Origin of the sequence: Pararhizobium capsulatum DSM 1112 (assembly GCF_030814475.1) — a bacterium.
Classification (GTDB): Bacteria; Pseudomonadota; Alphaproteobacteria; order Rhizobiales; family Rhizobiaceae; genus Pararhizobium; species Pararhizobium capsulatum.
In genome coordinates this window covers 2655550-2675164 of the sequence record NZ_JAUSVF010000001.1, presented here as the reverse complement: position 1 = coordinate 2675164, position 19615 = coordinate 2655550, and the positions used below count along the sequence as shown (strand labels likewise).

21 protein-coding genes are annotated in these 19615 nt (G+C 59.6%); 11 read left to right on the top strand and 10 right to left on the bottom strand.

All coding sequences use genetic code 11. From position 1 onward, the window contains the following. Positions 1 to 62: 62 nt before the first annotated feature. Entirely contained in the window at positions 63 to 668 is a 606-nt protein-coding gene (locus tag QO002_RS13085) for a DJ-1/PfpI family protein (protein WP_307230295.1), read from the bottom strand. 178 nt (positions 669 to 846) lie between these two features. Here QO002_RS13085 and QO002_RS13080 point away from each other — a divergent pair, with 178 nt between their 5' ends. The 10 genes from QO002_RS13080 to QO002_RS13035 all read left to right on the top strand — a co-directional run bounded on the left by QO002_RS13080 (position 847) and on the right by QO002_RS13035 (position 10307). Further along, positions 847 to 1359, top strand: coding sequence for a hypothetical protein (locus QO002_RS13080; RefSeq protein ID WP_307230293.1), 513 nt, complete (start codon positions 847 to 849; stop codon positions 1357 to 1359). Between the two features lie 77 nt (positions 1360 to 1436). Next, positions 1437 to 2288: an RNA methyltransferase gene (locus tag QO002_RS13075; protein WP_307230291.1), complete on the top strand. Its 852-nt coding sequence runs from the start codon at positions 1437 to 1439 to the stop codon at positions 2286 to 2288. After that, a complete protein-coding gene (murI, locus tag QO002_RS13070) occupies positions 2275 to 3072 on the top strand; it encodes a glutamate racemase (protein WP_307230289.1) in 798 nt (265 codons plus the stop codon). The genes QO002_RS13075 and murI overlap by 14 nt, the downstream gene beginning before the upstream one ends. A gap of 124 nt (positions 3073 to 3196) precedes the next feature. After that, the gene (locus QO002_RS13065; protein ID WP_307230287.1) at positions 3197 to 4699 is read left to right on the top strand and encodes an ATP-binding protein; all 1503 of its coding nucleotides are present in this window, start codon (positions 3197 to 3199) and stop codon (positions 4697 to 4699) included. 107 nt (positions 4700 to 4806) lie between these two features. Next, positions 4807 to 5598 (top strand): hypothetical protein, encoded by a 792-nt coding sequence (locus tag QO002_RS13060; RefSeq protein ID WP_307230285.1) that lies wholly within the window; start codon positions 4807 to 4809, stop codon positions 5596 to 5598. Positions 5599 to 5608: 10 nt separating this feature from the next. Then, positions 5609 to 6607: an OmpA family protein gene (locus QO002_RS13055; RefSeq protein WP_307230283.1), complete on the top strand. Its 999-nt coding sequence runs from the start codon at positions 5609 to 5611 to the stop codon at positions 6605 to 6607. Positions 6608 to 6837: 230 nt separating this feature from the next. Then, positions 6838 to 7455, top strand: a complete 618-nt coding sequence (gene rpsD / locus QO002_RS13050) for a 30S ribosomal protein S4 (RefSeq protein ID WP_307230281.1) — start codon at positions 6838 to 6840, stop codon at positions 7453 to 7455. Between the two features lie 93 nt (positions 7456 to 7548). Continuing rightward, a complete protein-coding gene (locus tag QO002_RS13045; RefSeq protein ID WP_307230279.1) occupies positions 7549 to 8493 on the top strand; it encodes a glutaminase in 945 nt (314 codons plus the stop codon). 105 nt (positions 8494 to 8598) lie between these two features. Continuing rightward, positions 8599 to 9486, top strand: a complete 888-nt coding sequence (ttcA, locus tag QO002_RS13040) for a tRNA 2-thiocytidine(32) synthetase TtcA (RefSeq protein WP_307230277.1) — start codon at positions 8599 to 8601, stop codon at positions 9484 to 9486. After that, entirely contained in the window at positions 9483 to 10307 is an 825-nt protein-coding gene (locus tag QO002_RS13035; protein WP_307230275.1) for an inositol monophosphatase family protein, read from the top strand. The genes ttcA and QO002_RS13035 overlap by 4 nt, the downstream gene beginning before the upstream one ends. A 61-nt stretch (positions 10308 to 10368) precedes the next feature. Here the strand turns inward: QO002_RS13035 and QO002_RS13030 are convergent, their stop codons facing one another. The 7 genes from QO002_RS13030 to QO002_RS13000 all read right to left on the bottom strand — a co-directional run bounded on the left by QO002_RS13030 (position 10369) and on the right by QO002_RS13000 (position 18070). Next, the gene (locus tag QO002_RS13030; RefSeq protein ID WP_307230273.1) at positions 10369 to 11655 is read right to left on the bottom strand and encodes a multidrug effflux MFS transporter; all 1287 of its coding nucleotides are present in this window, start codon (positions 11653 to 11655) and stop codon (positions 10369 to 10371) included. A gap of 42 nt (positions 11656 to 11697) precedes the next feature. Beyond that, positions 11698 to 12936: a multidrug effflux MFS transporter gene (locus QO002_RS13025; protein ID WP_307230271.1), complete on the bottom strand. Its 1239-nt coding sequence runs from the start codon at positions 12934 to 12936 to the stop codon at positions 11698 to 11700. 334 nt (positions 12937 to 13270) lie between these two features. Beyond that, positions 13271 to 13606 carry a Grx4 family monothiol glutaredoxin gene (gene grxD, locus QO002_RS13020; RefSeq protein WP_307230269.1) on the bottom strand — a complete coding sequence of 112 codons (336 nt, stop codon included), beginning with the start codon at positions 13604 to 13606 and terminating at the stop codon, positions 13271 to 13273. Between the two features lie 169 nt (positions 13607 to 13775). Further along, positions 13776 to 14000 carry a hypothetical protein gene (locus QO002_RS13015; RefSeq protein WP_307230267.1) on the bottom strand — a complete coding sequence of 75 codons (225 nt, stop codon included), beginning with the start codon at positions 13998 to 14000 and terminating at the stop codon, positions 13776 to 13778. A gap of 6 nt (positions 14001 to 14006) precedes the next feature. After that, the gene (locus QO002_RS13010) at positions 14007 to 14240 is read right to left on the bottom strand and encodes a BolA/IbaG family iron-sulfur metabolism protein (RefSeq protein WP_056326083.1); all 234 of its coding nucleotides are present in this window, start codon (positions 14238 to 14240) and stop codon (positions 14007 to 14009) included. A gap of 19 nt (positions 14241 to 14259) precedes the next feature. Further along, a complete protein-coding gene (gene purL, locus QO002_RS13005; protein WP_307230264.1) occupies positions 14260 to 16494 on the bottom strand; it encodes a phosphoribosylformylglycinamidine synthase subunit PurL in 2235 nt (744 codons plus the stop codon). A gap of 160 nt (positions 16495 to 16654) precedes the next feature. Then, complete coding sequence (locus QO002_RS13000; protein ID WP_307230261.1) at positions 16655 to 18070, bottom strand: aminotransferase-like domain-containing protein; 1416 nt, start codon at positions 18068 to 18070, stop codon at positions 16655 to 16657. 91 nt (positions 18071 to 18161) lie between these two features. On the opposite strand from QO002_RS13000, the gene QO002_RS12995 reads away from it, so the two are divergent. Further along, entirely contained in the window at positions 18162 to 18383 is a 222-nt protein-coding gene (locus tag QO002_RS12995) for a DUF1127 domain-containing protein (protein ID WP_307230259.1), read from the top strand. 99 nt (positions 18384 to 18482) lie between these two features. On the opposite strand, the gene arsC is transcribed toward QO002_RS12995, so the two are convergent. Together arsC and QO002_RS12985 are read right to left on the bottom strand one after the other, a co-directional pair. Then, the gene (arsC, locus tag QO002_RS12990; RefSeq protein ID WP_307230257.1) at positions 18483 to 18830 is read right to left on the bottom strand and encodes an arsenate reductase (glutaredoxin); all 348 of its coding nucleotides are present in this window, start codon (positions 18828 to 18830) and stop codon (positions 18483 to 18485) included. A gap of 342 nt (positions 18831 to 19172) precedes the next feature. After that, positions 19173 to 19586, bottom strand: coding sequence for a hypothetical protein (locus tag QO002_RS12985; protein WP_307230254.1), 414 nt, complete (start codon positions 19584 to 19586; stop codon positions 19173 to 19175). Between the last annotated feature and the right edge of the window lie 29 nt (positions 19587 to 19615).

The following is a 19615-nucleotide window of genomic DNA, read 5'->3' as shown; positions in this document are numbered from 1 at the left end:
GTCCGATGCCCGGATTGCCTGGCAAAGTCTCCGCCCTTCGGTGCGGTTTTGCAAGACGGTGTTTAGGCCGCCGAAGCGAGCGGTACGTCGTGGCTGATACGGGTGCCGAGCACAGTCAGGAACTGGCCGATCCAGGCCGGATGGGCAGGCCATGCCGGGGCCGTCACCAGATTGCCATCCGTCACGGCCTGATCGATGCCGATCTCGGCATAGGTGCCGCCGCCGAGTTCGACGTCGTAGCGGCAGGCTGGATAAGCCGAGCAGGTGCGGCCCTTCAGGACGCCAGCGGCGGCCAGAAGCTGCGCGCCATGGCAGATGGCTGCAACAGGCTTGCCGGCATCGAAGAAGTGTCGGACGGCGGCGATGACATCGTTGTTGAGCCGCAGATATTCAGGGGCGCGACCGCCAGGAATCACCAATGCGTCGTAGTCCGCCACGTGGACCTCATCAAAGCTGGCGTTCAGCCCGAAATTATGGCCGCGTTTTTCCGAATAGGTCTGGTCGCCCTCGAAGTCATGGATCGCCGTTGCGATATGGTCGCCCGCCTTCTTGCCCGGGCAGACGGCATGGACGGTGTGGCCGACGGCCAGAAGCGCCTGGAAGGGCACCATGGTTTCGTAGTCCTCGGCAAAGTCGCCGCAGATCATCAGGATTTTCTTGCCGCTCATCGTTTCCTCCATCGCGTTGCGTGCAGGGAAAGAATGCCATGTCACCGGGACCGGCGGGTGTTAGCGGGATACTACATTGCAGGGTTCGCGAGAGGCGGTTGCGACGTCTCGCGCTTTGCCATGGAAAGGACTAAGACACCTTCAACAACGGTGCTTTGCGCCGCATTCGGAGACATCAATGAAACACCGCACCCTTCTGCCCCTGTTCTTCTCGGTCGCCTTTGCCGCGCATGCATTCGATCCGCTCCCACCGGTTCGCGAAATCATGGACGAGGCGGTCAACGGGTGGTCCGAAAACCCCACCGAGGGTAAGGACTATTTCGACGTTGATCGTCTCGATCGCATCTACAGCGCCGATTTCGCCGGCATATACCGGGCGGCCTCCAAGTTTCCGGCTTATGACGAGGGTGATTCGCCGTTCGACTACGACGTGATCGTCAGCGGGCAGGACAGCTGCACGCTGAACGATCTCAAGATGGAGCCTACCGGCGAAACTGATGGAACGGCTGATGTCCGCGTCACCTTCGACAACACCCATTGCCTGGGCGAGCGCGACGCGGATTGGAAGCCAACGGAGCTGCATTTCATGGTCAAGCAAGAAAGAGGCCACCCGGTTATCGATGATATTACGCGCGCTGCCGGTTCAGTGAAAGAAGAGCTGCGTGCGATCGCGGAACAGGACGGGCAGTAACGTATTTGCTCAACTGCTTTCAAAAAGGCCGCATTTATGCGAGGGAAGCGCGAAACACAGATTGAAGGCTAGACGGAATGGCAGGCACACACAGCGGGCGCGAACTGATCACCGAAGGACCGGCGATCATTCTCGTTCATCCCCAGCTCGGCGAGAACATCGGCATGGTGGCGCGCGCCATGGCCAATTTCGGGCTTTCCGAACTGCGCCTCGTCAATCCGCGGGATGGTTGGCCGAGCGAAAAGGCGAAATCGGCCGCAAGCCGCGCCGATCATGTGATTGACAATGCCAAGGTCTACGATACGACAGAGGAAGCCATTGCCGACCTCAACTTCGTCTATGCGACGACGGCGCGGGATCGCTACGGCTACAAGCCTGTTCGCTCACCAGTCGTGGCGACGGAGACCCTGCGGACACGTTTCAAGGCTGGTGAGGCCACCGGTATTCTTTTCGGTCGCGAGCGCACTGGCCTCACCAACGAGGAAGTGGCACTCGCCGACGAGATCGTGACCTTTCCCGTCAATCCTGCCTTTGCCTCGCTCAATCTGGCGCAGGCGGTGCTGCTCATGTCCTATGAGTGGATGAAGACAAGCATGGAATCGCTTGAGCAGACATCCTTCCAAGCCCTGCCGCAGGTGCCCGCCACCAAGGATGAATTGCAGGGGCTCTTCGACCATGTCGAGGATGCGCTGGAGGCTCGCGGCTATTTCAGGCCCATCGCTAAAAAGCCGAAATTGATCGACAACCTGCGTGCCGTGCTGACGCGGCCGAGCTTTACGGGATCAGAGATCCGGCTGGTTCGCGGCATCATATCCTCTCTCGACCGGTTTACCCGCGAAGCGCCGCGCGGGGCGGGAGCACCGGCCGATTCCCGCCAGAATGTCCGCTCTACCGAGCAGCAGATTGAAGAACCCGGTGACGATAGCTGACCTGAAACCCATCCTCGTCTTTGATAGCGGCATTGGCGGCCTGACCGTGTTGCGCGAGGCGCGTGTGCTGATGCCCGAGCGGCATTTCATCTATGTCGCCGATGATGCGGGTTTCCCCTATGGCGGCTGGGAGGAGGCCGCTTTGAAGGAGCGGATCGTCGCGCTGTTTGCAAAGCTGCTTGCCGAGCACGATCCCGAAATCTGCGTGATCGCCTGCAACACGGCCTTTACGCTGGTTGGCGCCGATCTGCGGGCTGCGTTCCCGGATATGCGTTTCGTCGGCACGGTGCCGGCCATAAAACCAGCTGCCGAGCGGACACGTTCCGGGCTCGTTTCCGTTCTGGCAACCCCTGGCACGGTCAAGCGGGCCTATACGCGCGACCTCATTCAATCCTTCGCCTCGCAATGTCACGTTACGCTTGTCGGCTCGCAGAATTTGGCGCGCATGGCGGAAAGCTATATTCGTGGAGAAGCGGTTGAAGATGTGGACGTGCTTGCCGAAATCGGCCCCTGCTTCACAGAGCAGGATGGCGCCAAGACCGATATTGTCGTCCTGGCCTGCACGCATTATCCATTTATGGCCAATGTGTTCCGCCGGCTTGCGCCCTGGCCGGTCGACTGGCTCGACCCGGCTGAAGCGATTGCCCGGCAGGCACGGCGGCTTGTGCCGGGGACGGAAGGTTTCGAGCCGTTGATCGGCGAGGACCCGGCGATCTTCACGTCCGGCGCCCCGGATTTTTCAACCCGTCGGTTGATGCAGGGTTTCGGGCTGACGGTACGGTAAACAAAGAGCTTCTAACCTGTGGGTTTCTTGCCTTGCGCCGCGCACGGTCAAGAAAACGTGGTAAGGCTCGCCTTCGAGGCGTGGCGGCGCCTTTCGATTCCAGGCATTACAGAACGAGGTAGACATGAAAGTCGGCATCGACATGGGAACGACCTCCAATGGAGACAACGTTCCCCTCGATATCGAAGAGCTTCTGGCGACGCGCCTTCTGGTCCAGGGCAATTCCGGCTCCGGAAAATCGCATCTCCTGCGTCGTCTTCTCGAACAATCCGCCCCGTGGGTGCAGCAGTGCATCATCGATCCCGAAGGTGATTTCGTTACGCTTGCCGACAAATTCGGTCATGTCGTCATCGACGGCGAGCGCACCGAAGCCGAGCTGATCGGAATTGCCAACCGGATCCGCCAGCACCGGGTTTCATGCGTGCTCTCGCTCGAAGGGCTGGATGTCGAGCTGCAGATGCGCAATGCCGGCATCTTCCTCAATGCTATGTTCGATGCGGATCGCGAGTTCTGGTATCCGGTTCTGGTCGTGGTTGACGAAGCGCAGATGTTCGCGCCGTCTGTTGCCGGAGATGTGTCGGAAGAGGCGCGCAAGGTCTCTCTCGGTGCGATGACGAACCTGATGTGCCGTGGCCGTAAACGCGGGCTGGCGGGCGTGATCGCGACGCAACGTCTGGCCAAGCTTGCCAAGAACGTCGCGGCGGAAGCCTCCAATTTCCTGATGGGACGCACCTTCCTCGACATCGACATGGCGCGCGCCGCCGACCTGCTCGGTATGGATCGCCGCACGGCGGAGATGTTCCGCGATCTGAAGCGCGGGTCCTTCGTCGCACTCGGGCCGGCTTTGTCACGCCGACCGCTGCCGGTGACGATCGGCGCTGTAGAGACCTCCGCACGCTCTACAAGCCCGAAGCTGACGCCGCTGCCGGAAGCGGTGGTCGACGTGGAAGATCTGATCTTCACCCCGGACCCGGACGAATTGGTTCGTCCGATCGTGCGACGCCCGAGCGCGCAACCGCGTCCGGCGGCCGATATCCTCGCCGAGCTCTCGCGGCCGAGACCGGAACCGGTGATGGCGAGCGAACCACGAGCGCCCGTGCCGGAGATGCCTGCCGAAGAGCGTGAGGCGCTTCTCGACGGGCTGCTCGGTGAAATTCTCGAAAATCCCAATGCAGCTTTCCGGGCAGATGCGGAATTGTTCCAGGACTTCCTCGTCCGTTGCCGCATCCGTCGCGTTCCTGGTGCTCCGCTCTCGCTCAGTGCTTTTCGTCGCAAGATGGCTGTTGCCCGCTCCGGCGTGGATGGCGAGACCGCCGCCACCGAGGCCTGGAAAGCCGCGCTCGATCTGTCGCGGAATGTCACAGACGATCTCCAGGGCGTTTTTCTGCTGGTGGCGCAATCGGCCCTTCGCAGCCTCATCTGCCCCTCAGACGCAATGATCGCCCGCGCCTATGGCACCCATTCCGCCCGTCGCGCCCGTCGCCTGCTCGGCTATTTCGAGGAGCAGGGGCTGATTGTCGTTCACAGCGACTTTTCCGGCAAGCGCATCGTCGCGTTCCCCGACCTTCAGGCCGAGACCGCGCCGGGCGATCCGAATGCGGTTGGTATTTCAGTGGATGCTGAATAAAGCGTCGCAAATCCATTTAAATATCCCAGTTGCACCCTTGGCAAGGCGGCCACTTTGTGGCGAAGTCATCCTGGCCGTTTGTAAAACGTTCGGGGGGGGGCGCAGGCATGTTCGTCGAGGCAGGCACCGAAGACCTTGGACAAAGGCTGCGCAAGCTAGGGACTGAGCGATGGCGTTTGCCGATCGATCAATTGCCACGCGACTTGCCGTTTGATCAACTGCCGCAAGTTCTCCAGGATTTGTTACGGGAGATCTACCGTTCTTTGGGATTTGAAGAGGCCCGGGACCTTCCGATTGAGGAGAATGCCCCGGAATTCTTGAAGACATGGTTGATATCGGAAGTCGCACGGATCGAGGCTGTTCTTGATCTCTGCCGCAAGTGGGATCTTGATGGCGTCCCTGTTTTTGTTCCCGACGGCACGCCAAAGACATACCGTCGTAGTCGGCCGCTGTTTGATTTTACTGCGCCACAACCCTGGCTGTTCGATAACCAAGCGATCATTCCCGCCGAACTCGGGCGGGCCGAAGTGATCGCACTCATCGACCGATCCCCGTTTCTGTTTCTGGTCGCGGACATAGATGATGCCATATACGGCGTCTATTCGTTGTTCGGGGCGTCTGTGGAACTGGCTGCGGCCAGCTTTCGAATGGCGGGCAGCGGCAGCAGGTCCATCTTTTTTACCCTCAGCACAGCATCTGCGTCCGTGGTCGTTGACGGCACTTTCCAACATCGCACGCATTGGACCGTGCTTGGCCGCACGGATGCCTCGGGAAGCATCAGTCAGAATCTCGATTGCGGTTACTGGACCTTTCGCAAGGCCACGCCGCCGGCGGTCGTCGATACCGGAACACACGAAGTTTCCTGGAAACGAACAAGCTCGGCGGCTACTCTATTCTAGCGGAGCGACGATGCTGGGCTGGCTTATCGGAATCCTTGGAGACGTTGGAAATGCGCTGAACAGCGTGGGTCCATTCCGAAGTGTTGTCACGACCGTGCTTGCAGTCATCGCGACCGGTATCCTGCTCTTCACGCTTCTTTTCCGCGCCTGGAATTTCAGTCCGCCATTTGACGCGAAGGCGCGGCGCTTTGCGGAGTGGTGGGCAATGATTGCGTCCGTCATTGTGGTCGTCGCCATCTATCTCTATCACCAACGCGACCCTATTGGCATGGATTTGACGCCAGTCGCGCTGACAACCTGTTTTGCGGCCTTCGCCACACTGGTCGTTTACGTCACTCTCAGCTACTTCATGACCTTTACCGGCCTTGACGGCGAGCGGCACATCAAGGGCCTCTGGCTGGATCCCCTGTCGAAGAAGGTCCTGAAGGGCGATCTCGCGGACTTGCCTGAAGAGCGCATGCCGCAAGGGCCGCTGCCGCGATCGCCTGAGGACTTTTTCAATGGATCGGGCGGCAATGAACCTTTCGTATGGACGCGAATGTCGCTCTTTCTTGCAAGTGCGATTCTTCTCACGCTCTATTTTGTAATGAGTATCGGCTTTGTTGGCGGTCTGTCCGCGTTGGCGACAGAGGTGGGACAGGCGGAAGCGCGGATAGAAATCGGCTCGACGGTACTATTTGAGGTCGATAGCGCAAAATTGCGTCCGGATGCGCTTTCGGTTCTCGCAGCGGAATTCCGGAGAATTGGGGCGTTTCATGCGCGACGGGTGCATATCGTCGGCCATACCGACGAGACAAGTAGCGAAGATCACAATCAAAAGCTTTCCCACGAGCGGGCGGACGCGGTGAGGGCGTGGATGTTGGCGCAACCCAGCGGGCAGCCTATGACTATTTCGGCCGAGGGGCGCGGCGTAAGCGAGCCGCTGGTAGCGGAAAAGGGGTTGTCCGGTGCCGAGTTGACGAATGCACGTCGCCTCAATCGGCGTGTCGAGATATTTCTCTCGCGGTGAAGGTTTGGACAAATACGTTTGTCTGGCATTGACATTCCCGGCGATTGGCCTTAACAACGCCCACAACGCCGGGCCGAAACGCCCGGTGTTTTATTTGACATGTCCCGTGGCTTCTCCGTTAGCGTAATGTGAGAAACCTGTCAGAGCTCGCAAAATCGGGTTCAGAGGAGGGCGTGTTTCCTTCATCCGGTTTGGAAACAAACCGGTGCAACTTTTTGAAAGGAAATGCGATGAGCAAGCGCGAATCGTCCAAGTACAAAATTGACCGCCGTATGGGCGAGAACATCTGGGGCCGTCCGAAGTCCCCGGTGAACCGCCGCGAATACGGCCCGGGCCAGCACGGCCAGCGCCGCAAGTCCAAGCTTTCCGACTTCGGTGTGCAGCTGCGCGCCAAGCAGAAGCTGAAGGGCTACTACGGCGACATCCGCGAGAAGCAGTTCCGCGCGATCTACGACGAAGCCAACCGTCGCAAGGGTGACACTTCCGAAAACCTGATCGGTCTGCTCGAATCGCGTCTCGACGCGATCGTCTACCGCGCCAAGTTCGTACCGACGGTCTTTGCTGCCCGTCAGTTCGTCAACCATGGCCACGTCAAGGTCAACGGCGTTCGCGTCAACATCGGTTCGTACCGCTGCAAGGCTGGCGACGTCATCGAAGTTCGCGAAAAGTCCAAGCAGCTCGTTTCGGTTCTCGAGTCGATTTCGCTGGCTGAACGCGACGTTCCGGAATACATCGAAGTTGATCACAACAAGATGGTTGCCACGTTTGCACGTATTCCGTCCCTCTCGGACGTTCCTTACGCTGTCATCATGGAACCGAACCTGGTCGTCGAATTCTATTCCCGTTAATCAGGGCTTCAAGTCTTGTGAAATTTGGAAAAGCCGCTCAGAAATGGGCGGCTTTTTTCTTATGTTCGAATGCCTTGCGGAGACGACACGATCATGCCCGATACGCAGCCGTTGGATCTGCAAGCCGTCCTCGATGACATCTACCGCGAACTAACGCCGCGGCTGGGCGAGGGCAAGGTGGCCGACTACATCCCGCAGCTCGCCCGCGTCGATCCCAAACGGTTCGGCATGGCGATCATGACGGTCGATGGCGCGGTGCATATGGTTGGCGATGCTGACGTTCCGTTTTCCATCCAGAGCATATCGAAGGTGTTCACGCTGACGCTGGCGCTTGGTAAGCATGGCGAGAATATCTGGACGCGCGTCGGGCGAGAGCCGTCCGGCTCCGCCTTCAATTCCATTGTCCAGCTCGAGCACGAGCACGGGATTCCGCGCAATCCCTTCATCAATGCCGGCGCCATCGCGATAACCGACCTCGTGCTTGCGGGACATACGCCTAAAGAAGCGATCGGCGAGGTCGTGCGTTTCCTGCGCTATCTCGCTGACGAAGAAGACATTCTCATAGACGGCGAAGTTGCCCGCTCGGAAGCCGCAACTGGTTACCGGAACTTCGCGCTGGCCAATTTCATGCGCTCCTTCGGGAAGCTTGACCATCCAGTCGAGCATGTGCTGGGCGTCTATTTTCACCAGTGCGCGCTTTCATTGAGTTGCCGGCAGCTTGCCAAGGCGGGGTTGTTCCTCGCGGCCGGTGGCAGCAATCCGCTGACGAAACACTCGGTCGTCTCGCGCCAGCGGGCCCGGCGCATCAACGCGCTGATGCTGACCTGCGGCCACTATGACGGCTCGGGAGAGTTTGCCTATAAGGTCGGTCTTCCCGGCAAGAGTGGCGTGGGCGGCGGCATTCTGGTTGCCGCTCCCGGCCGAGCGTCCGTGGCCGTCTGGTCGCCAGGCCTCAATCACAACGGCAATTCGCTGCTGGGTTCGCTAGCGCTGGAGATGCTGGCCAACCGGACGGGATGGTCGGTGTTCGGTGCTTGATAAACGCAGCGTATGAGCCTTTTTCCTTGATCTTGCCGCTGTCACAGGGCAAGGGCAGGGGCATGCTACTTTCCGCCCACAGAGGGCATTGTCCGGAAGACGATCATGGACCTTTCCGATCCCGTAACGGCGCTCGACGCCGCCATTGAGCCGTTCGTCGAAGCAGAGGACGATGGCGCTTCCCATCCGCTCTTCGAGAAGATGCCGTCCTCGGTTTCCTTCAACAAACTGCGCAAGCGGTTGTTGCGGCAGGTGCGCCAGGCGATCGATGACTTCGGCATGCTGAACGGCCAGAGGCGCTGGCTGGTCGGCGTTTCCGGTGGCAAGGACAGCTACAGTCTCCTGGCGTTGCTGCTGGATCTGAAGTGGCGAGGCCTTCTTCCCGTGGAACTGATTGCCTGCAATCTCGACCAGGGGCAGCCGAATTTTCCGAAACACGTGCTTCCCGAATACCTCGCCTCAATCGGCGTGCAACACCGGATCGAGTATCGCGATACCTATTCAATCGTGAAGGAGAAGGTGCCGGCAGGCGGAACCTACTGCGCGCTCTGTTCGCGCCTGCGCCGTGGTAATCTCTATCGTATTGCCCGCGAAGAGGGCTGCGATGCACTGGTTCTCGGCCATCACCGCGAAGATATCCTCGAAACCTTCTTCATGAACTTCTTCCATGGCGGACGTCTCGCCACGATGCCGGCGAAGCTGCTGAATGATGAGGGCGACCTGATGGTGCTACGGCCGCTCGCCTATGCCGCCGAAGACGATCTCGCCAAGTTTGCAGCCGCGATGGAGTTCCCGATCATCCCTTGTGATCTCTGCGGCTCGCAGGACGGGCTGGAGCGCAATGCGATGAAGGCGATGCTCTCCGATATCGAACGGCGCATGCCCGGCCGCAAGGACACGATGCTGCGGGCGCTCGGCCATACCAATCCATCCCATCTGCTCGACCCGAAGCTGTTCGATTTCAAATCCCTGATTGCGGAGCCCCGTGAATGACCGAGACTGTCGATATCGCTTTGCTGGCCAATCTCTTGCAGGAGGCAGCGGCCAAGGAAATCCTGCCGCGCTTCCGCAACCTTGGAAGCGATGACGTGCGAATGAAAAGCGAGGCGATTGATCTCGTCACCGAAGCGGATGAAGCCGCCGAGCGGCTGATCAAGGCGCGAGTTGCGGAATTCGCACCCTCGGCCGTCTTTATCGGCGAGGAATCGGTCGCTGCCGATCCGCTGCTTCTCGACAAGCTTTCCGGGGCGGATCTCGCCGTCGTGGTCGATCCAATCGATGGCACCTTCAACTATGCAGCCGGCATGCCGCTCTTCGGCGTCATGGCGAGCGTCGTTGCAAAGGGCGAAACCGTAGCCGGCATCATCTACGACCCGATGGGCAACGACTGGGTGATTGCCGAGCGTGGTTCCGGCGCCTGGCTCTGCAAGGCCGATGGTTCGCAGGAACGACTTGCTGTTTCGCCCGGCGTACCGCTGGAGGCGTTGGTCGGATGCGCGTCGACGGGCTTTTATGATCCGCAGGACCGCCGCACGATCATGGGCAACATGGCCAAGGTTCGCATTGCGACGAGCTATCGTTGCGCTGCCCATGAATACCGCGCTTTCGCCGGCGGCCATTTTCACTTCCTGATGTACAAGAAGCTGATGCCCTGGGACCATCTGGCAGGCGCACTGATCAGCGCAGAGGCAGGCGCCTATATCGCGCGCTTTGACGGTTCGCCCTATACTGCGCGCGATCTGGACGGTGGTCTGCTTCTGGCATCCGACCGTGAAAGCTGGGAGCTTCTGCGCCGGGAAGTCTTCACGATCTGACCAAAAGCCGATCCTTGCATAAAGAAACGCCCGCGTGATCTAAAATCCGCGGGCGTTTTCGTTACATGTGGCCGCCGCCCGCTTCGAGCAATGCGCTATCGTCGCCCGGATGGGTGAAGAGCTTGCCTTTTTCCGCCCAGAGAACGGCAAGGATAGTGACGATACCGAAGGCGGCAAAGCCGGCGAAGATCGGCTGCAATGTTCCATTGAACATCTGGCCGACCGCGCCGCCGATGAGGGCGCCGACTGTCGTGGAGACGAATCCGGTGACCGCCGTTGCGGTGCCCGCGAGATGTCCCATCGGCTCCAGGCTGATGGCGGTGAAATTTGTGGCAATGACCGCAAAGAACATCAGCAGGACAGAGAACAGAAGATAGGAAACGACGAAAGGCGGCGTGCCGCTCAAGGCGAGCACCAGGCCGAAAACCGACAAGACGGTGAACAGGATCATCGCTGCGTGCGAGATACGGCGCATGCCGAAGCTGCGGACGAAATAACCGTTGGCGAAATTGGCGACCGCGATGCCGCCGGCCGTGCCTGCAAAGGCGATCGGCAGCCAGTCGCCAAGGCCGTAGACCTCGCCGAAAATCTGCTGGACGGTGACGATGTAGGCGCAGATAACCGCGGTGAACAGCGTAAGCCCGATCATGTAGCCGCAGGTGATGCGGTTGGTCAGCACTGTCGCGAAACCTGAAAGGACCGCGCCCACCGAGAGTGGCAGCCGTTCGGAAGCGGGCAGTGATTCCTTCATCCGAAGCATCGCCCAGAGGGCGAGGATCGCCCCGACACAGCCGAGCAGGATGAAGATCCAGTGCCAGTTTGCGTAGAAGACGATTGCCTGCCCGATTGACGGTGCGATGATCGGCACGATCATGAAAACGATCATGACATAGGACATGACACGCGCCATCTCACGTCCGCCGAAGCAGTCGCGAACCACCGCCATGGTGGTGATCCGTACCGCTGCCGCGCCGATGCCCTGCACGAAACGCAGGATCAGAAGCATCTGGAAGCTTTCCGTCAACGCCGCCGCAAACATCGTCACCGCAAAGAAGGCAAGCCCCGCAACGAGGATGTTGCGGCGACCGAAGGCATCCGAGAGACTGCCGAAGATGATCTGAGAACAGCCGAAGCCAAGGAAGAACACCGCAATCACCAACTGGGTGTCGTTGGTGTTGGCGACATTCAGCGACTGTCCGATGCTCGGTAGTGCCGGCAACATGATATCGATGGCAAGAGCCACGCTCGCCGTCATTAAGGCGATGGTGATGACGAACTCGAAGAAGCCGAGATTTATGCGGGCCGAGCCTGTGGTGGCCTCTGTGGAAGGCGTGGTGGTCGTGGTCATGATGGAACCTATAGCGTCTGGGAGGGACGGAATTGCTTGGGGTCAGGTCGTGGGAAAATGCGGACGGAACAGCTTTCCCTTCTCCGCAATAAGCACGAAGACAAAGCCGACGACCGCAACAACGAAAAAGCCGGTAGCGAGCGGAACGACCGTGCCGTCGAAGGCCTGGCCAATCAGGGCGCCGATGACGCCACCGAAGATCGTCTGGGTAAAGCCGATGACTGAGGAAGCTGTACCGGCGACATGGCCGAGCGGCTCCATTGCCATGGCATTGAAATTGGCGCCGATCAAACCGAACTGGAACATGGCGAAACTATAGAGCACGACAAAGAGCCAGAAGGGGAGCGAAGTGACATTCGCCGCCAGCATCCAGACGAAGCTCGCAACGATAAAGCCGATAAGCGCCGCGTGGGAAAGCTTGCGCATCCCGTAAGTGCGCACCAGCCTGGAGTTGGTGAAGGAGGCGACCGCCATCAAGCTGGCAAAACCTGCAAAAGCCAACGGAAACCAGACCCCAAGACCATAGACGCCGACGAGAATCTGCTGGGCAGAGTTGATAAAGCCGAAAAGCCCGCCAAAGATAAACGACATCGCCAGCGTGTAGAACAATGCGACACGGTTGGTCAGAACGATGCGAAAGCCACCGATGATGGAAGCCGGGGTAAACGGCCGGCGATGGTCCTCAGGCAGCGTTTCCGGCAGGCGGAAAACCACGAGCGACGCAACGAACATAGCAAAAAGGCAAATCACGACGAAGATCATATGCCACTCGGCGAACAACATGATCAGCTGACCGATGCTCGGTGCGATGACCGGCACAATCATGAAGACCATCATGACCAGCGACATGACTTCGGCCATCATTCGACCGCCGTAGACGTCGCGGACCACGGAGACCGAGATGACGCGCGTCGCCGCAGCGCCGACCCCTTGAACGAAGCGCAACAAGAGAAGCCCCGTGAAGCTCGGAACAAAGACGATGGAAAGCGCGCAGACGGCGTAAAGCCCTAAACCAGCGAGAAGCGGGATCTTGCGGCCGAACCGGTCAGACAAAGGCCCGAAAAACAGCTGCGCCACGCCCATGCCCAGCAGATAGGCGGTGATCACGAACTGACGTTCGTTTTCGTCGGCAACACCGAGGCTCGCACCGATCTGCTGGAGGCCCGGCAGCATGATATCGATCGAGATGGCGTTGATTGCCATCAGCATTGCCATCAGGGCAACGAACTGGGCTTTGGGTAGGCTCGGCAAAACTGCCGTTTCAGGCATGGTGGTCGTCATTGCAGTTTCCTGACGCGGCTCGGTAGCCGATGAAATGCGCGGCGCCACGCCGCCTGACTGAGGACGAAGCGAGGGCGTCAAAATTTGAAATGCGCAAATTCAAAAGCGCTTTCAAAGATGAAAATAATACGGCCTCGGGCTGGGGCGCCCGATGGCATATCGTGAGAATCCGCTTTCGGATGAAATGCGGACAGGGGCGCGATAACGCGCAATCATCACCGAATGATGACAAAAAATATCATCGAGTGGCGCTGAAGGCACCTGGAACGAGCGAAATGTGCGTATTCCGGGGGAGAAAGGCGAAGTCGCCTCTCTCAAGTCCAACGGACAGGTGTTAGGCTGCGCCCTTGACCGAAATCCCGTTTTCCTCAAGGTGCGACTGCAGTTCGCCAGCCTGGAACATTTCACGCACGATGTCGCATCCACCGACAAATTCGCCCTTGATATAGAGCTGCGGAATGGTCGGCCAGTTGGCATAATCCTTGATGCCCTGGCGAAGATCGGCGTCGGCGAGCACGTTGATGCCCTTGTAGTCTACGCCGATATAATCGAGCATCTGGACCACCTGGCCCGAGAAACCACACTGTGGGAACTGCGGAGTGCCCTTCATGAAAAGAACGACATCGTTCGTCTTTACTTCGTTGTCGATGAAATCGTTAATTCCGCTCATGTCCAAAATCCTTGGCTATACCCGATTCAAGGTCGGGCAGGGTCGATCGCCCTTAGATAACATGCACCCTTTGCGGTTTACACCCGGGGCGCAACAAAAATTGATGGCGGCATCCGCTTTTTAACGCAGACGTAATCGATTGATCATTTTTCGCGTCAGTCTGGCAGGATCAAGCCTTGGCCCTGCTACGGGAAGCGGCCGTCCTGCGGCGGCTCACCTGTTTCTTCGCAGGTTTCGCCTTTGGCTTGGCCTTTGCCCGCGTGAACTGGCCGGAAGCATCGCGTGTCTGGCGCTTCTTGCGCTTGGACTTGGTTTTGACACCACTCTTCTTCAACACTTCCTTCAGGACGCTTTCAACAACACCGGTGACCAGTTCATTGAGCAGGTTGGCCATCGAGCCTTACTCCGGTGCGGACGTCTGCAAGGCTAGCGCGTGGAGGACGCCGCCCATGTTGCCGCTCAGTGCATCATAGACCATCTTGTGCTGCTGCACGCGGGTCTTGCCGCGAAATGCCTCGGCCACCACTTCGGCAGCGTAATGATCGCCGTCCCCGGCCAGATCCCGGATAGTTACCTTCGCACCCGGAATTCCCGCCTTGATCATGTCCTCGATATCGCCAGGGGCCATAGGCATCGTCGTTACTCCTTGCACATCACTCGGCAGCGATCTGCTGACCGCCATCCATGAAGTCAGGGAACCACGATTCATGGGCGGAGCGCAATTCCAGAATTGAAAGCGGGCGTGCTGCTCCCAGGACAACTTCCGTGCCGCCAGTAATGCCGATGGCGGGTGCATTGACGCCGGCAGCCACGGCGCGCTCGGCAACGGTCTTGGCGTATTCTGGCTTCACCGTGACGACGTAGCGGCCCTGATCTTCGCCGTAGAAGACCGGGATCGGATCGCGGCCATCGACTGCACCAACCTTGGCGCCGATGCCGGACGCCATCGCCATTTCGGCGACGGCAAGGGCAAGACCACCCGACGAGCAATCGTGAACGGCGCTGACAAGGCCATCGACGATCAGGCTGCGGACGAAATCGCCGGTCTTGCGCTCGTGGTCGAGATCGACATGGGGTGCCGGGCCGTCCGTGCGGCCGTGGATGTCACGCATGTAAACCGACTGGGCGATATGGGTGCCAAGTCCTTTCGGTGCGCCGACGAGCAGGATGTCATCGCCTTCGGCCGCGAAGCGGATGCGGGCCATGGTGGCCCAATCCTTCATCAGGCCGACACCGCCGATCGTGGGGGTCGGCAGGATGCCCTGGCCGTTGGTTTCGTTATAGAGGGAGACATTGCCCGAGACGATCGGGAAATCGAGCGCTGTGCAGGCTTCGCCAATGCCCTTGATAGCATGCACGAGCTGGCTCATGATTTCCGGGCGTTCGGGATTGCCGAAATTCAGGTTGTCGGTCGCGGCAAGGGGCAGAGCGCCGGTCGCTGTGATATTGCGCCAGCATTCCGCAACAGCCTGCTTGCCGCCTTCATAAGGATCGGCCTCGACGTAACGCGGTGTGACGTCTGAGGAAAAGGCGAGCGCCTTGGTCGGATGGCCATCGACGCGCACGACGCCGGCGTCGCCGCCGGGAAGCTGCAGCGAATTTCCCTGGATCAGCGTGTCGTACTGCTCGTAGACCCAGCGGCGCGACGAATTGTTGGCAGAGCCAACGAGCGACAGCAGTGCATCGGCGACATCGGCCTGCGGGATGTCGTTCGCGGCGAGCGGTGAGGGGGTAACGGCCGGGGTCCAGGGACGGTCGTATTCCGGAGCCTCGTCGCCCAGTTCCTTGATCGGCAGGTTTGCGACTTCCTCGCCCTGATGGATGACACGGAAGCGCAGGTCGTCTGTGGTCTTGCCGACGATTGCGAAATCAAGGCCCCACTTGACGAAGATCGCCTTGGCGACGTCTTCCTTGGATGGCTCCAGAACCATGAGCATGCGCTCCTGGCTTTCAGACAGCATCATCTCATAGGCCGTCATGCGTTCTTCGCGGACAGGTACCTGATCGAGTTGCAGTTCGATACCGAGGTCGCCCTTGGCGCCCATTTCTACGGCCGAGCAGGTGAGGCCGGCGGCGCCCATGTCCTGAATGGCGATGACCGCGCCGGTCTTCATCAGTTCGAGACAGGCTTCCAGCAGGCACTTTTCAGTGAAGGGGTCGCCGACCTGAACCGTCGGGCGCTTCTCCTCGATCGACTCGTCGAATTCGGCAGAGGCCATCGTCGCACCACCGACGCCGTCGCGGCCGGTCTTGGCGCCGAGATAGACAACCGGAAGGCCAACGCCCTTGGCTTCCGAGAGGAAGATGGCATTCGACTTTGCAAGGCCGGCCGCAAAGGCGTTGACGAGAATGTTGCCGTTGTAGCGGGCATCGAATTCGACTTCGCCGCCGACCGTCGGCACGCCGAAGGAATTGCCGTAGCCGCCGACGCCGGAAACGACGCCCGAGACGAGATGGCGGGTCTTAGGATGATCCGGTGCGCCAAAGCGCAGTGCATTCATCGCCGCGATGGGACGTGCGCCCATGGTAAAGACGTCACGCAAAATGCCGCCGACGCCGGTCGCGGCACCCTGATAAGGTTCGATGTACGACGGGTGGTTGTGGCTCTCCATCTTGAAGACGACGCAGTCACCGTCATCAATATCGACGACGCCAGCATTTTCGCCCGGTCCCTGGATGACGCGCGGTCCCTTGGTCGGCAGCGTCCGCAGCCACTTCTTCGAGGACTTGTAGGAGCAATGCTCATTCCACATGGCAGAGAAGATACCGAGCTCCGTGAACGTCGGCTCGCGACCGATCAGATCCAGGATGCGCTGATATTCGTCGGCTTTCAGGCCGTGCGAAGCGATGAGTTCCGGGGTGATGGGGCGGGTGTTGGAAATGGTCATCGTGATCCGTTGGGTCCGTTGGGCATTCCGGGCACCAATGGGCATCCGGAACTGCGAGGAGACAGGGCGCGCTTTTGCGGTCTCTTTAACCTATGATGCGCTGCGGCGCGACAGGAAAATGCCCCCGCGAACAGGTGAATGCCGGGGTTTTTACGGCCTCTCAGGCGAAACTGTCGTAGCCCACGCGCCCGCTGTCCAGAAGTCGGCGGAGAATGAGGAAACCGCGCCGGACCTCTTCCCGCGACGGTGACGAAAAACCGATGCGCACGCGGTGATAGGCGACGTCTGTGCGGCCAGCCTTGAACTCGTCCTCGTCATCGACCATCACGCCCTCCTCGAAGGCCGCATGCTTAAAGGTTCCGGAAAGCCACGGTTCCGTCAACTTCAGCCAGAGGAACGGCACATTCGGATCGGAATTGAACTCGAAGCCCGCAAAAGCCTCCCGGGCGATACCTTCGCGTGCCCGGATTTCCTCGATGCAGCGGGCACGTAGTCGCGAGGCTTCTCCCGAAAGCACCATCCGCGCGCCAAGCTCGGCCATCAGAAACGGCACGCCGCCGGTCACCATCTTGTGGGCAATGCGGATGCGCTGGCTGAAATGCGGAGGGCAAGCCACCCAACCGCCGCGGATGCCGGCCGCAACCGATTTCGACAGACCGCCGACAAGAAAGGTGCGATCCGGTGCAAGCTCGGCGAGCAGCGGCGTCATGCTGCCGGTCATTGCGCCATAGAGATCGTCTTCGAGCAGCCAGACGCCATATCGCCGCGCTATGTCGGCAATGGCCTGGCGCCGTTCCAGCGAGAGGGTGACAACCGTCGGGTTCTGCGCCGTCGGCATCAGGAAGGCGAGTTTGGGATGTTGCTGGGCACAGACCCTCTCGAAATCCTCCGGATCCAGACCGTATTCATCCGAGCGCATAAGGATGGTTCGACGCCCGATCAATCCCGCGCTGCGGCTCACTTGAGAATAGGTCAGGCTTTCAAAGGCGATCTTGTCGCCCGGAGCTGTGACGGCAGCGATTACGGCGACTGCGCCGGCATGGGCGCCCAGTGTCGGCACGATGCGCTCGGGGAGGGGGCGAAAATTGCCCTTTGCCAGCCATTGGCTGCCCGCCTCGAACCAATGATCAGGAAAGTCACGGGCGTAGCTGGCGATCTCAGCATGATGCTCGCGGCTGATATCGACGACGATTTTCTCCAGTGATCGCCCCTGGCCGATATCCGGCGCGGCCGTGCTGTCAAAGCGTAGCTTACCCGGTGGTGCCTTGATCGGCCGCGTGCCGGCAAGCGCCGTCGTCAGCGGATCTGCCTGCTCGGCAGGGCGGCTTTCCGCGTGTTCCAGCACATAGGTGCCGCGGCCGACCTCGCCGCTCACCAGTCCACGTTCGCGCACGATCTGATAGGCGCGGCCGACGGTGCCCAAGGTCACGCCGATATCGAAGGCAAGGTTACGTTGCGGCGGCAATTTGGCGCCGGCAGGCAGCGTTCCGTCGGTGATCGCGTGTTCGATCTGCTCGGCGATGCGGGCGTACATCGGCCCGTCGCCGGTGCGTGGGTCTGGCATCCAACTTGTCATGGTTACAATTATGTATGTTGAAACAATCAATGAGTCAATCGATAGTCAGAAACACAAATTGTAGGGATACAATTGATGATTGGATGATACAATGACGACAATAGATACAATTTGCCTCCCGCCGCAGCCGCGGACATCCGTCACGCGTGAAAAGCGTAACTTTTTCATGTCTTTGATATATTGGATTGTTCTTTGCGGGCAGAAAAGACGCGGGCGTCTGGCGTTAAGCGAGATGTCACCCGAGCAATTACTCGACATCGGCATTACCGACCGTGAGGCCTGGCAGGAGGCTGCCAGACCATTTTGGAATTGAATTCAAAAGCGGTGTTTTGAAAGGGCGGCTCTTGCCGCCCTGCCGTTTTTTGACTGGATCCTTGGACTTTCGCCAAGACCTCCCGTGGGCGGGTTGGTTTCAGAGAATTTCCAACACCTTTTCTTTCGGGCGGCACAGGCGGACGCCCTTTTCGCTGATGACCACGGGACGCTCCATCAGCTGAGGATGGGTAATCATAGCATCGAGCAGATCACGATCGCTCAAGGTTTCATTGGAAAGCCCGAGGTCGTCGTAAGCGGCTTCCTTGGTGCGAAGCAAGGCTCGTGGCGATAGGTCCATGGCAACCAGCATGGCCAGCAGCAATTCGCGCTCCGGCGGTGCAGTCATATAGTCGATGACGATGGGCTCTGCACCGGTCTCTGGAATCAAATCGAGAACCGCACGTGACGTGCCGCATCGGTTGTTATGGTAGATGGTGATGGTCATGATCATGCCTTTTTGAATGCGACGGGTAACACTGAAGAAGGATGAGGGATCAGAAACCGCCGGGAAGCGGCAACCCCGATCTAGGTCGATTTCATGACGAGGATGCGATGCTCTTTCATAGGGAGGAAGGGCTGAAAAATGCGCCGGGTTCCCGCGTCGAGGCGAGTTTTTATCACCACGCCAAAAAAAGGAACTCGCTAGAACTAACCAGGCTATAAATTGCAGGTTGCATAAAAATGCAACCTGTGGCGTTGGCCAATAGCGGTAGATTCGCAGCGGAGGGCGGCAATTCGTGCTCTCTGCAGATTTGCGATAGGTGAAAAGCCGGCGATCGATGTGAGATCAGGCGGCGCCTTTGCATGCGCTGTTGCCCGCTGCCCAGCGGCGGATGTCCGACGTCATCCGTGAACCGATGGACTCATTCAGCAGGGGACCGAAAGCCTGCAGTCGGGCCGGATGGCCTTCTGCCTGTATGACGGCGAGCGGCCTTGCTTCCGGCGAGTTCCGCTTGACGATCAGGATGCGAGGGCGGCCGGAGAAGGAGTTGAGTTCAGGAGCAAGGCGGTAGGCCTTGAAGGCTGGGTCGCCGGATTTGAACCAGCAGCTGTTGGCGGCAAGCGCAATGCGCTCCATCGTCGGCAGGGCGCCGGTGTCGCGCGCGGGCGCCGGTGGCTCGGATTGGCAACCTGCCATGACCAGAACTGCGGATAGGGACGCAACTGCGATTGAAAGGCGGAAGAACGGCACAGCGCGCATGGAAAACCCTTTTGCTCTCGGCAAGAACA